Genomic DNA, 12,554 nt, shown 5'->3' on the forward strand with positions numbered 1-12,554 from the left:
ATACCTCTATTCATTACAAGTTCTAGCCATTATTTCTCTTTTAACATCATCTTCGAGATTTACAAATCTTGCACTAAATCCTCCAACTCTAACCGTTAAATTTTTATATTTTTCAGGATTTTTATAGGCAGCTTGTAATTCTTCAGGACCAACTATTGTAATCATCAATTGAGGACCACCTTTTTTGAAAAAAGTAGAAATAAGAGCTTTTACTTTTTCTCTTTCATTATTAAACATATTTTTAGAAAACTTAATATTTTGAACACTACCAGCATGAATATTAGCTTTAATTTTAGTTAAAGAATTTAACATTGATGTAGGTCCATTCATATCAGCACCACTTTGAGGATTATTGGCATTACTCATATATAATCCAGATATTCTACCATCAGGTGATGAAGAAGTAGCTCTACCCCATTCTGTATTAACCTGATTATTTATAACAACTACAAGCCAACTATCTAATCCTATTTTAAAAGCGTAATTTTTGACTTCATTGCATACATATTCATGTAATTCAATAGCTAAAGAATCAACATAATCATTATCATTCCCAAACTTAGGACAAGCCATCATTTCAAATTTAGTTAGATTATTATCATCAAAATCTTTAGCTAAAATATTTTGAATTTGAGAAAGAGTGTATTTTTTTTCATCAAAAACAAGTTTTTTAATAGCAGCTAATGAATCAGCAGAACTCATATTACCATACATTTCATTAGTTCCACCTAGATGTTTAACTCCACCATCAAGAGCCATTTTACCTCTACTAATACAATCATCAGTCAAAATACTGGTGAATATAAATCCGACTTTTTTATTCATAATTTTATAAGAATTTGCATGTGCTATTCCTGTTAAGTGAATATAGTAAGATAGCAATTTTTTATATTCCCTAAAAAAATCTTCAAAACTAGTGATATCTTTCATAGATTTTAATTTTAAATTTCCATATTTATATTTGTAATCCCATTGATCAATACCATCATGTATTAAAATAGTTAATGCTTTAAGTAAGTTTATACAAGAGTTAGGGGTACCCACTCCTTGACCGGAAAGAACAAATTCCCCACAACCAAAAGGAACATATTGTTCAGCAGTTTTTTCATCTACATTCATAGCATTCATTACTGCTGGAATATTAACATCATCATTATATAAAATAGGATAAGTACATCCTGTTCCTATTGAATCTAAAGCTTGATTATATATATCCTTATTCATTCCTTCGTATATTCTTAAAGTAAATTGAGGTTCAACAAGTTGAGCTCTTTTAGTAGCTTCAATAGAAAGTTTACAAAAAATATCAGCATTTTTAGGATTTCTTCTTCCTTTTCCTCCAATTATAACTCTTCCATTTACATTTGTTCTTTTAACTTCAATAAGCTTCCATAATGAAATGATATATTTAATAGCTTCTTCTTCATCAATAATTCCTTTTTCTAAATCAGAAACTAAATAATCACCTAAATAGTCATCCATTCTACCAAAATTAACAACACCAGCAAGAGAAGAATATAACCAAGCCAATTGCATAGCAGAAATAAATGAGTTAGGCTTTTTATATCTAATAGTAGTTAATGCGGTCAATAATTTTTTTAATTCAAGTTTTCTGGAAGTTGTAAGATTTTCAGTTAATTTATTTTTAACTTCAGTTATGTGGTGATCAATAACTATTTCAAGAAGATTAAGAGCTTCAATCATAGAATCATATTCTTCAATAGAATTAGGATTTACAATTTTTTTATTTTTAATTAAATCTTTCAATCCAGATATTCCGTTGTCAAGTAGTAAATTATAATTAAGATACATACCACTAAATCTAGCAGTAACAATAGCAGGATAAAGTACATCAACAAATCTTCCTAAAATATTTTCTATTAAATTTTCTTTATAAAAAATTTCTCTAGTATCATTATCTTTCCAATAATTTTTTAAATATTTGATTTCTTTGCTACAATCATAAGAAATAGTTTTTGCGAATGAATCTAGTTTTTCAATTCTACAATAATGACCTGGGCCACCAACTGATGTAACAGAACCAAAACCAACTAATAAAGCATCAAATCTTCCTAAAATTAAATCATTATCATACATAGGTCTAAATACTTTAGGGAAAAGAACTTTAAGACATTCAATTTCTCTTTTTAATTTTTGTGAATCACTATATAAACTATGTGTATGAGTATATTCTAACATTAATTTTAATTGTTCATCAGGAGATAGAAATAGTGGTTCTTTTGGAGCGACAGCTACATTTGTTTCATTTTTTTTTAAAATTCTTTCAATCATTTAATTTTGAAACCTCCTAAATTTATTTTATATTTTAATTTTATCACCAACTTCTAAAATTGTCTATACAAATATTTATTTTTGTAAAATTGTATAGACAATTATTTAAAAATGTGTTAATATTAATTTGTACACAATTAAATTTAAATGTATTTTTTTAGATTATATATAACGTATTAAGGGAGGAAAAATGAAAATAAAAGATTTGGTATCAAAAGATACAATGGTAATAAAATTAAAAGGTTCAACAAAAGAAGAAGTTATAAATGAATTAGTAGAAGTTTTATATGAAAACGAAAAAATAGAAAATAAAGAAGAATTTAAAAAATCTGTATTAGAAAGAGAGAAAATATCTTCAACAGGTTTAGAAGATGGAATAGCTATTCCACATGGAAGAAGTAGAGTTGTAAAAAATCCAACTGTGGCTATAGGAATATCTAAAGAAGGAATAGACTATGATTCTTTAGATGGTGAAAAAAGTAAGATATTTTTTTTGATTGCTGTACCAGAAACTACAACAGATATACATATCGAAATATTATCTAAAATAACAAGTAGCTTGATGGAATATAAGGTTAGAGAAAAAATACTTGCTGTTGAAACAAAGGATGAATTATATGATATAGTAAATAATTTTGAAAATAAAAATACGAATAATTCTGATATAGAAAAAAATAAAGATTTTTATATTGGAGTAACAGGATGTGCAGTAGGGGTTGCACATACATATTTAGCTGCTGAATGTTTAGAAAAAGCTGCTAAGGAAAATGGTGTTAGTATAAAAGTAGAAACTAATGGATCAATAGGAGTAAAGAATGCCCCCACTGAAGAAGAAATAAGAAAAGCTAGAGGTATAATAATAGCAAGTGATAAGCAAGTTGATTTGGATAGATTTAATGGAAAAAGATTGATAATAACAAATGTAAAAGATGGAATTAAAAATGCAGACAAATTAATAAAAGATAGCATTGCAGAAAAGGGAGAAATATATCAAGGAACAAAAAAAAATATAGGAAATGATAAAACTTCAGGGAATTTACTTTATAGAAGTCTAATGAATGGAGTTTCTCATATGGTTCCATTAGTAATAGTTGGAGGGATTTTAATAGCTTTGTCCTTAGCATTAGGTGGTAAACCAACAGCTGCTGGATTACAAATTCCACCTGGAAGCCATTGGAATGATATTTTAAATATAGGGGTAGTTGGATTTACTTTAATGATTCCTATACTGTCTGGATATATAGCTTATTCAATAGGTGATAAACCAGCATTAGCACCAGGTTTAATAGGTGGTTGGATAGCAAATAATGGATCATTTTATGGTGCTACTGCAGGAACAGGATTTATAGGAGCTATAATTTCAGGAATTTTAGTAGGTTATTTTGTTTTACAGTTAAAGAAAATTAATTTTCCAAAAATAGTTGAACCATTAGTTCCAATAATGATAATTCCAATAACAGCTTCTTTATTTATAGGAGTACTATTTATTTTTATAATTGGAGCCCCAATATCATCTTTAATGACAGTTTTAAATAATATGTTAATAAGCTTATCAGCAGGAAGTTTAGTTATAATAGGGTTAGTAATTGGATTGATGCAGGGATTTGATATGGGGGGGCCTTTTGGTAAAGTTGCATTTTTATTTTCAGTTGGATTAATTGCAGATGGGCAATTACAGTTTATGGGAGCACAAGCAGCAGCAATTCCAGTAGCACCTTTAGGAATGGGATTAGCAACTATCATAGCTAAGAAGAGAGGGATTTTTACATCAGATGAAATAGAAAACGGAAAAGCAGCCTTAGCAATGGGAATGGTAGGAATTTCAGAAGGAGCAATTCCATTTGCAGCAGCAGATCCATTAGCAGTAATTCCAGCAAATATGATAGGATCAGCTGTAGCTTGTATACTTGGATTTTTATTTGGACTTACAGATAGTGTAGCTCATGGTGGGCCAATTGTAGTTCTTTTAGGTGCAATGAATAAGCCAGTGTTAGCTTTAATAGCAATGTTAATTGGAAGTATAACAACAGCAGTAATTGTAATAACATTAAAAACATTGAAAACAAGAAAGAAAAATTAATTGAATCTAAAACTCTGATGATATATAATATAGTATCAGAGTTTTTTTATTGGGAGCGGAAAAAGGTGAAATATATAGAAATATATGAAGATATAAAAAATAAAATTTTAAATGGAGAATATGTAGCTTGGAAAAATCTTGAAAGTGAAAGTGTATTAAGTCAAAAATATTCAGTAAGTAGAATGACTTTAAGGCAAGCTATTAATAAATTAAAAACAGAAGGATATGTACATTCTAGACAAGGTGGGAATATGTATATAAATCCACCAGAATTTTATAGAAATAAATTACTTCAAAGTTTATCAGAAAAAGAAAAAAATGTTACTTCAAAAATTATATCTTTTGAGAAAATATTGGGAACAAAGGAAATATGTGAAATATTTAATAGAACTAAAGATAGTATTTTTTATAAATATGAAAGGATAAGATTAATAGATTCTATTCCTAGAATGTATGAATTGACATATATTCCAGAAGAATTATTTCCAAACTTTAATGAAGAAGTGTTGAAAGGCTCAATGTTAGGATATATAGAAAAAAAGTGTGGTTATAAGATAAGTCATGATTTAGGTAAAATTCAAGGTATATTATTAGACAAAAAATTAGCGAAATATTTAAAAAGTAAAGAAAATCAAGTTGCTCTTCAAATTGAACATAAAGTATATTTGTATAAATCAGTTTTAGCAGAATATACAAAAGAAATAGATATTAGCAATACTTTTGATATTGCTATTGTAAGATAATAAAAATTTTTAGTATCATATTATTATCATAGTAGGTCAATTTATTTAAATAGTATCATATTTTATATGAAAAAGACTTAAGTTTATTTTTTAAACTTAAGTCTTATATTTTGATTTATAGATAATTAGTTATAGTGTTAAGAGAGTAGTTGGAACTTATTGTTTAGAAATATTAAAATATTTAATCTTTTCAATTTTTTATTATTTAATAGTAAACTATTTATCCAATTCTTCTCCACATCTTTTTAATAGTCTTTCCCATTTCAAATCTACATTTGCCTGTATTCTATCTATGATATGTCTATTTTCAGGTTTAAATAGATGTTTAAATCTACCTTGTTTCTTTAAAAACTCTTCAATAGGAAGTTTTTTCTTAGGTCTATAATTTAATTTCCATTCTCCATTGATCACTTCAAATAGAGGCCAATAGCAAGTTTCTACTGCTAATTTACAGATTTCCATCAAATCTTCACTCTCATATCTCCAACCTCTAGGACAAGGAGCTAAAACATTTAAGAAAGCTGCCCCTTCTGTATAGATAGCTTTTTCTGCTTTTTCATGTAAATCTTTAAAGTTTCCTATAAAAGTTGTTTGTGCAACATAGGGAACATTATGAGCTGCAATTACATCAGTTAAATCTTTTCTTCCTTGTGGTTTTCCAGCACTTTCCTTTCCTACAGGAGTAGTAGTAGTATCTGCTCCTATTGGAGTAGCAGATGATCTTTGGATACCAGTATTCATATATGCTTCATTATCATAACAAACATAGACCATATCATGTCCTCTTTCCATTGCTCCAGATAATGATTGGAATCCTATATCATATGTTCCACCATCTCCACCAAAGGCTATAAATTTATAAGTATCATCAATTTTACCTTTTTTCTTTAATACTCTATAAGCAGTTTGTGCTCCACTTATTGTAGCAGCTGCATTTTCAAAGGCAGAGTGAATAAAAGAATCTTTCCAAGCTGTGAAAGGATATAGGAAAGTAGATACCTCTAAACAACTTGTAGCACTACAAATTACAGCTTGATCCTCAGGTTTTAATGCTCTCAATACTCCTCTTACTGCTACTGGTGCTCCACAACCAGCACACATTCTATGACCACCAGTTAATCTTTCTGGTTTTTCCATCTCTTTTTTAAAATTATATGCCATACTATTGCCTCCTACCCTCTTACACCAAAATGTCTATATGTATCTCTAACTTCTTCATCTTTTTCTTTTAATAGAGTTTCAAATATCTCTTTAATATGAGCTACTGTAACATCTCTTCCTCCAAGTCCATATACATAGTTAACCATTTTAGGTCTTGGGTTGCAGTCATAAAGAGCTGATCTAACTTCAGCAAATACTGGACCACCTGCTGCAGAGAAACCTTCAGATTTATCCATTACTGCTACCATTTTAATATGTTTTAAAGCTTGAGCAATCTCTTCCATAGGGAAAGGTCTAAATACTCTAATTTTTAATAAACCAACTTTTTTACCCTCTTTTCTCATCTCGTCTATAGCAGTTTTAGCAGTACCAGCAGTTGAGTTGATTACAACTATTGCTACTTCTGCATCTTCAAGTCTATATTCTTCAAAGAAACCATATTTTCTTCCAGTCATTTTTTCAAACTCTGCTGCTACTTCTAAGATCACTTTTTTAGCATTTTTCATAGCATTAGCTTGTTGAATTTTATGCTCCATATAGTAAGAAACTATATCATAAGGACCAACTGCTATAGGTCTCTTAGCATTCAATAAGTAATCTTCTGGTTTATATTCACCAACAAATGCTTTGGCTTTATCATCTTCAATTAATTCTATATTTTCAACAGCGTGGCTTGTTATAAATCCATCTTGACATACCATTACTGGCAATTGAACATCTGGATGTTCTCCAATTCTGTTAGCTTGTAACATATTGTCATAAGCCTCTTGGTTTGTTTCACTGTAAAGTTGAATCCAACCAGCATCTCTAGCACCCATAGAGTCACTATGGTCAGCATTGATGTTGATAGGTCCTGTCAAAGCTCTATTTACACAAGCTAATGTAACAGGAAGTCTTGCTGAAGATACTACATATAGCATCTCCCACATAAGAGCAAGTCCACAAGATGAAGTTGCAGTCATTGTTCTTGCTCCAGCTGCTTGTGAACCCATAGCAGCAGACATAGCACTATGTTCAGACTCCACAGGTATAAATTCAGTATCAACACTTCCATCAGCTACAAATTTAGAGAAATATTGTGGGATCTCTGTTGAAGGAGTTATTGGGAATGCTGGTACTACATCTGGATTTATTTGCTTCATAGCTATAGCGATAGCTTCATTTCCTGACATTCTTTCTCTTATACTCATTAATTTCTACCTCCGACTTACTCTTTTACCATTTCTATTGCTTTGAAAGGACATACTTTTGCACAAATTCCACAACCTTTGCAATGGTCCATATCAAAATCAAGTCTTTTACCATCTTTTACTGGAATTGATGAATCAGGACAACAAGGGACACAAAGTAAACATTGTTTACAGTTGTCAGCAATAAATACTGGTCTATTTGATCTCCAATCTCCTGTTCTAAATTGAGTAGCACTTCCAGCTTCATAAACCATACCACCTGGAGTGATATCTTGCCATTTTATATCTTCAACTATAGGTAATCCTGCTTTGTTTTTCATTATTCTTTCACCTCATTCATAGAACGAATTAATGCGTCCATATTTCCTTTTAAAACTTCTGGTTTACTAGCAAATTTATGTTTAAAAGATTCTTCCATAGCCTCTAAGAAAGCTTTCTCTTCCATAACTTCACTAACTTTTACAACTGATCCAAGCATAGGAGTATTAGGGAAATTTTTACCTAAAGTCTCTTCAGAAATTTTTCTTGCATCACAAGTAAATACTCTTCCTTTGTATCCTTTTAAAAAGGGAATAAATTCAGAAGCAGGTTTAGAACTATTTATGATTATAGCACCATCCTCTTTCAAACCTTTAGTAACATCAACACTCTCTATTAAAGTTTCGTCAACTACTACAACAAAGTCTGGTTCATAAATATTAGAATGCACTCTAACGGGATTTTTAGAGATACGATTGTATGCAGTAATGGGAGCTCCCATTCTTTCAGGTCCATATTCTGGGAATCCTTGTACATACATTCCACCACTAAAAGCAGCATCAGCTAATAGAAGAGAAGCAGTTTTAGCACCTTGTCCTCCTCTACCATGCCATCTGATTTCAAATATTTCTCTCATATCCTACCTTCCTTTCATACTTAAGTAATCTTTTTATTAAATTTGCCTTTTTTAACAACTTATTTAAAATAAAAAAGTTCTTATTCTAGTATAATTATACTACTATATTATATTTTGGTCAAATTCAATACGTAATTGTAGACATAAAAAAGAGATTAGAATAGAAAAAATATTGATTTGATATATTATAGAATAGTTTAATTTTAATAAAGTATATTTAAAAATGATTTCCTGACTTTTTTAGTAATTTTTTTGTCTGTAGCTTGTAATATTCCTGTTTCTAGATTGAAGATTTATTATATAGAAATCTCTATTTTTAATGATTATAAAAAATTTTTATTTCTTTTTTTATATATGGTTCATTAAAATAAATGATTATACGAAAAGAAAAAATTATAATTCAGAGTAAAATAAAAAAAGAGCAAGTAAACTTCAACTTACTTGCTCTACTGTGTATCTTAATTTTATTTAGTTAAATCTCTCGAGTATACTCTTTTAGCCACTCTTTTTCTTCAGGAGTTAAAAATGGAGAGATCTTATCATACACAATTTTATGATAATTATTTAAAAACTCAATCTCTTCACCAGATAATAGTTCCTTTACAACTCCATCTAAATCCAATGGAGCATAAGTTATTGTTTCAAACTTCATAAATTGTCCAAAGTCAGTTTTTTCATCTTTTGTAACAACCAATTCATTTTCTAATCTAATTCCGTGAGATCCTTCAATATATACTCCCGGTTCATTAGTAACATTCATTCCCTCTTCCAATCTTTGAGGATTATATTGAACTCTAATTCCTTGAGGTCCTTCATGAACATTTAGTAAAAATCCAACTCCATGACCAGTACCACATTTATAGTCTATTCCAATATTCCAAAGTGCTTGTCTAGCCAATATATCTAAGTTAGTTCCAGTAACTCCATATAGGAATTTAACTTTTGATAGATTGATCATTCCTTTTAAAACAAGAGTGAAGTGTTTTTTCATCTCCAAAGAACAATCTCCAAGAATGAAAGTCCTAGTAATATCAGTTGTTCCATCAAAATATTGTCCTCCTGAGTCCACTAAAAGCATGTTTCTAGGAGCTAATTTAGCATTTGACTCTTCAGTAGCTTTGTAATGCATCATTGCAGCATTAGCTTCATAAGCTGTAATAGTGTCAAAACTAGGTTCAATATAAAGAGCTTGTTCCTTTCTAAAGTCCTCTAATTTTTCAGTGGCTGAGATCTCTGTGATATTTTCTTTTGAGATACTGTTTTTTAGCCAAAACATAAATTTTGTAACAGCAACTCCATCTCTAATATGACAAGATCTTAGATTGTCTAACTCAATTTTATTTTTACAAGCTTTTAATATAGTACTTGGATTTGCTCTATTGACAACCTTTATTTCAGAGTTAAGGTTTTTAAATATAGCATAGTTAACTTTATTTAAGTCCATCATAATAATATTAGAGTTTGAGATTCTTTCCATATCTTCATAAATTTCAAAATAATCCCTAACTTCAACTTTATTTTCATAAAGATATTTTTCAACTTTTTCATTTAATTTTTTCTCGTCAATATATAGGATAGCTCTGTCAGTTGTTATGATAGCATAAGCAAGATTTACAGGATTATTAACAACATCATTACCTCTAAGATTGAATATCCAAGCAATATCATCTAGAGAAGTGACGATATTCATATCGCAGTTTTCTGTTTCAAGAGTCGCTCTTATTCTACTTAATTTACTCTCGATACCTTCACCACAATATTTTTCTTCAAGGATAAAAACTTCACTAGAAGGTAAGCTAGGTCTATCATTCCAAAGCTCATTAATTAGATCGAATCTATAATTGAAATTAATTGCTCTATCTTCTAACTCATCTTGAAGAGATAAGATGAAATTTGTAGCTAAAACTTTTCCATCAAAACCAATTGTTTCCTTGTTTTTTATTTTAGATTTAATATATTGGTTAAGAGTAGGAACTCCCTCTTCTCCCATTTTGAATAGAGTTATCCCACTGCCAAGTAGTTGTTTCTCCGCTTGTATAAAATATCTACCGTCAGTCCAAAGTCCAGCCTCTTCAAGAGTTATTAATATAGTTCCAGCAGATCCTGTAAAACCAGATATCCACTCTCTACTTTTGAAATAACTTCCAACATACTCACTTTGATGATAGTCTGATGAAGGAATGATATAGTAATCTATACTATTTTTTTTCATCAGTTCTCTTAAATTTTCAATTCTTTTTGCAATTTCCATAGTATCACCTCTTTTTATTCAACTGTAACAGATTTTGCTAAATTTCTAGGTTTATCAACGTCTACTCCTTTTTCTACTGCTGTATAATAAGCTAATAATTGTAGTGCTATATTAGCAACAGTTGGAGCAATTATATCTTCTATATTTTCAAAAGTAATGAAATTATCAGATATTTCAATAATATTTGTATATCTCTCCTTAGTAATAGCTATAACATAAGCTCCTCTAGCTTTTAACTCCTTTATATTAGAGAGCATTTTCTCAACCATATCCTCTTGAGTAGCAATAGCAATTATAGGTGTACCCTCTTCAATAAGGGCTATAGTTCCATGTTTTAACTCACCAGCTGGAAAAGCTTCAGTATGTATGTAGCTTATCTCTTTCATTTTTAGAGATCCCTCTTGACAGCATTTGCTATCTATTCCTCTACCTATGTAAAAGGCATCATTTTTATTTTTTAAAAACCCACTGATAAGTTTTATCTCCTCTTTCTTTTTTAGAATGAGATCAATATTATCTGAAAGTTTATAGATAATATCTAGATAACTATGATAACTCTCATTGTCAACTACTCCATTTTTCTCACCTAAATAGATAGCTAATAGGTAAAGAAGGGTAACTTGTGCTGTATAAGCTTTAGTTGAAGCAACAGAGATTTCAGGTCCAGCAGTAGTATATAGAACCATATCTGCTTCTCTAGCAATACTAGATCCCAACACATTTGTGATAGCTAAAGTTTGAGCTCCTTTACTTTTTGACATCTTCATAGCCATAAGAGTATCCAATGTTTCACCAGATTGACTGATAAAAATAACAAGGGTATTTTCATCTATGAAAGGATCACTGTATCTAAATTCAGAGGCAATATCAACATCAGCCTTGATTTTAGATATATTTTTTAAAAAATGTGCTCCTTGAAGTCCAGCATGGTACGCAGTTCCACAAGCAACTATATAGATCTCTTTGATCTTAGATAGATCAATATTTAAAGAGGAGTTAAAGTTAATTTTACCTAAATTGTCAGTATATGTATTCAGTGTTTTTTCTACAATACTAGGTTGTTCTTCGATCTCTTTTAGCATAAAGTGAGGATATCCATTTTTACTAGCTTGTTCCATATCCCAATCTATTTTTATAATATCTTTAGTAATTTCTACTCCAAAAGAGTTGAAAATTTTAACACTATCTTTTTTTAGAATCGCTATCTCATTGTTATCTAGGAATATCACATTTCTAGTATATTTTAAAATAGCAGGAACATCAGAGGCAATAAAATTCTTGTTTTTTCCAACTCCTATTATCAAGGGACTATCCTTTCTTGTACAGATTATTTGTTCAGGATTATCCCTATCAATTATTCCAATAGCATAGCTACCTCTCAATCTCTCCTTAACTTTTAAAATTGTAGTTATTGGATCATCAACGTAGTATTTAGAAAAAAGATGAGCAATCACTTCACTATCTGTTTGAGAAGTAAATGAACACCCATCTTTAATAAGTTCAGCTTTAATTTCTAAATAGTTTTCAATAATACCATTATGAACAATGGCTACCCTTTTATCATTACTAAAATGTGGGTGGGAGTTTTCATCACTAGGATTTCCATGAGTTGCCCATCTAGTATGACCTATACCAATAAAAGATCTCTCCTCTTTATCTTTTAAAAAAGCTTTTAAATTTTCCAATTTACCACTTTTTTTAGCAATGAAGATACTGTCATTTTCGATAATAGCAAGACCACTAGAGTCATAACCTCTGTACTCAAGCTTATTAAGTCCATCTAATATGACCTCCATTGCTTTTCTTTCATCTCCTACATAACCGATTATTCCGCACATACAAATCCTCCTATATATTAAATTGTTAATGTTCATAGGAGATTGTTACTTATTACCCCTTTGTCCTCTAAGTTATCTTAAAGTTTTGTACTGGTAATGGCTGT

General features: G+C 29.8%; 9 protein-coding genes. 2 read left to right on the forward strand and 7 right to left on the reverse strand.

Annotated features, from left to right (window positions below):
- Nucleotides 1-6: 6 nt before the first annotated feature.
- Complete coding sequence (locus tag QZ286_RS05595) at nt 7-2,292, reverse strand: pyruvate formate lyase family protein (protein WP_291255987.1); 2,286 nt, start codon at nt 2,290-2,292, stop codon at nt 7-9.
- A gap of 190 nt (nt 2,293-2,482) precedes the next feature.
- On the opposite strand from QZ286_RS05595, the gene QZ286_RS05600 reads away from it, so the two are divergent.
- Both QZ286_RS05600 and QZ286_RS05605 read left to right on the forward strand, forming a co-directional pair.
- Nucleotides 2,483-4,372 carry a fructose-specific PTS transporter subunit EIIC gene (locus QZ286_RS05600; protein WP_291255988.1) on the forward strand — a complete coding sequence of 630 codons (1,890 nt, stop codon included), beginning with the start codon at nt 2,483-2,485 and terminating at the stop codon, nt 4,370-4,372.
- A 65-nt stretch (nt 4,373-4,437) separates the two neighbouring features.
- Nucleotides 4,438-5,115 (forward strand): GntR family transcriptional regulator, encoded by a 678-nt coding sequence (locus tag QZ286_RS05605; protein ID WP_291255989.1) that lies wholly within the window; start codon nt 4,438-4,440, stop codon nt 5,113-5,115.
- A 216-nt stretch (nt 5,116-5,331) separates the two neighbouring features.
- Here the strand turns inward: QZ286_RS05605 and QZ286_RS05610 are convergent, their stop codons facing one another.
- The 6 genes from QZ286_RS05610 to glmS all read right to left on the reverse strand — a co-directional run bounded on the left by QZ286_RS05610 (nt 5,332) and on the right by glmS (nt 12,450).
- Nucleotides 5,332-6,276, reverse strand: a complete 945-nt coding sequence (locus QZ286_RS05610) for a thiamine pyrophosphate-dependent enzyme (protein WP_291255990.1) — start codon at nt 6,274-6,276, stop codon at nt 5,332-5,334.
- A gap of 11 nt (nt 6,277-6,287) precedes the next feature.
- Nucleotides 6,288-7,466: a pyruvate ferredoxin oxidoreductase gene (gene porA, locus QZ286_RS05615; RefSeq protein WP_291255991.1), complete on the reverse strand. Its 1,179-nt coding sequence runs from the start codon at nt 7,464-7,466 to the stop codon at nt 6,288-6,290.
- Between the two features lie 17 nt (nt 7,467-7,483).
- A complete protein-coding gene (locus QZ286_RS05620) occupies nt 7,484-7,786 on the reverse strand; it encodes a 4Fe-4S binding protein (protein ID WP_291255992.1) in 303 nt (100 codons plus the stop codon).
- Nucleotides 7,786-8,361 (reverse strand): 2-oxoacid:acceptor oxidoreductase family protein, encoded by a 576-nt coding sequence (locus QZ286_RS05625; RefSeq protein ID WP_291255993.1) that lies wholly within the window; start codon nt 8,359-8,361, stop codon nt 7,786-7,788. Before QZ286_RS05625 ends, QZ286_RS05620 begins: the two co-directional genes overlap by 1 nt.
- Nucleotides 8,362-8,833: 472 nt before the next feature.
- Complete coding sequence (locus tag QZ286_RS05630; RefSeq protein WP_291255994.1) at nt 8,834-10,612, reverse strand: aminopeptidase P family protein; 1,779 nt, start codon at nt 10,610-10,612, stop codon at nt 8,834-8,836.
- A gap of 14 nt (nt 10,613-10,626) precedes the next feature.
- Nucleotides 10,627-12,450: a glutamine--fructose-6-phosphate transaminase (isomerizing) gene (gene glmS / locus QZ286_RS05635; RefSeq protein ID WP_291255995.1), complete on the reverse strand. Its 1,824-nt coding sequence runs from the start codon at nt 12,448-12,450 to the stop codon at nt 10,627-10,629.
- Nucleotides 12,451-12,554 lie beyond the last annotated feature (104 nt).

Origin of the sequence: Fusobacterium sp. (genome assembly GCF_019012925.1) — a bacterium.
GTDB lineage: Bacteria > Fusobacteriota > Fusobacteriia > Fusobacteriales > Fusobacteriaceae > Fusobacterium_A.

What these genes read in the sequence shown, in the direction of transcription:
- QZ286_RS05595 (WP_291255987.1), bottom strand. Translation starts at nt 2,292, where the DNA reads ATGATTGAAAGAATTTTAAAAAAAAATGAAACAAATGTAGCTGTCGCT.
- QZ286_RS05600 (WP_291255988.1), top strand. Translation starts at nt 2,483, where the DNA reads ATGAAAATAAAAGATTTGGTATCAAAAGATACAATGGTAATAAAATTA.
- QZ286_RS05610 (WP_291255990.1), bottom strand. Translation starts at nt 6,276, where the DNA reads ATGGCATATAATTTTAAAAAAGAGATGGAAAAACCAGAAAGATTAACT.
- porA (WP_291255991.1), bottom strand. Translation starts at nt 7,466, where the DNA reads ATGAGTATAAGAGAAAGAATGTCAGGAAATGAAGCTATCGCTATAGCT.
- QZ286_RS05620 (WP_291255992.1), bottom strand. Translation starts at nt 7,786, where the DNA reads ATGAAAAACAAAGCAGGATTACCTATAGTTGAAGATATAAAATGGCAA.
- QZ286_RS05625 (WP_291255993.1), bottom strand. Translation starts at nt 8,361, where the DNA reads ATGAGAGAAATATTTGAAATCAGATGGCATGGTAGAGGAGGACAAGGT.
- QZ286_RS05630 (WP_291255994.1), bottom strand. Translation starts at nt 10,612, where the DNA reads ATGGAAATTGCAAAAAGAATTGAAAATTTAAGAGAACTGATGAAAAAA.
- glmS (WP_291255995.1), bottom strand. Translation starts at nt 12,450, where the DNA reads ATGTGCGGAATAATCGGTTATGTAGGAGATGAAAGAAAAGCAATGGAG.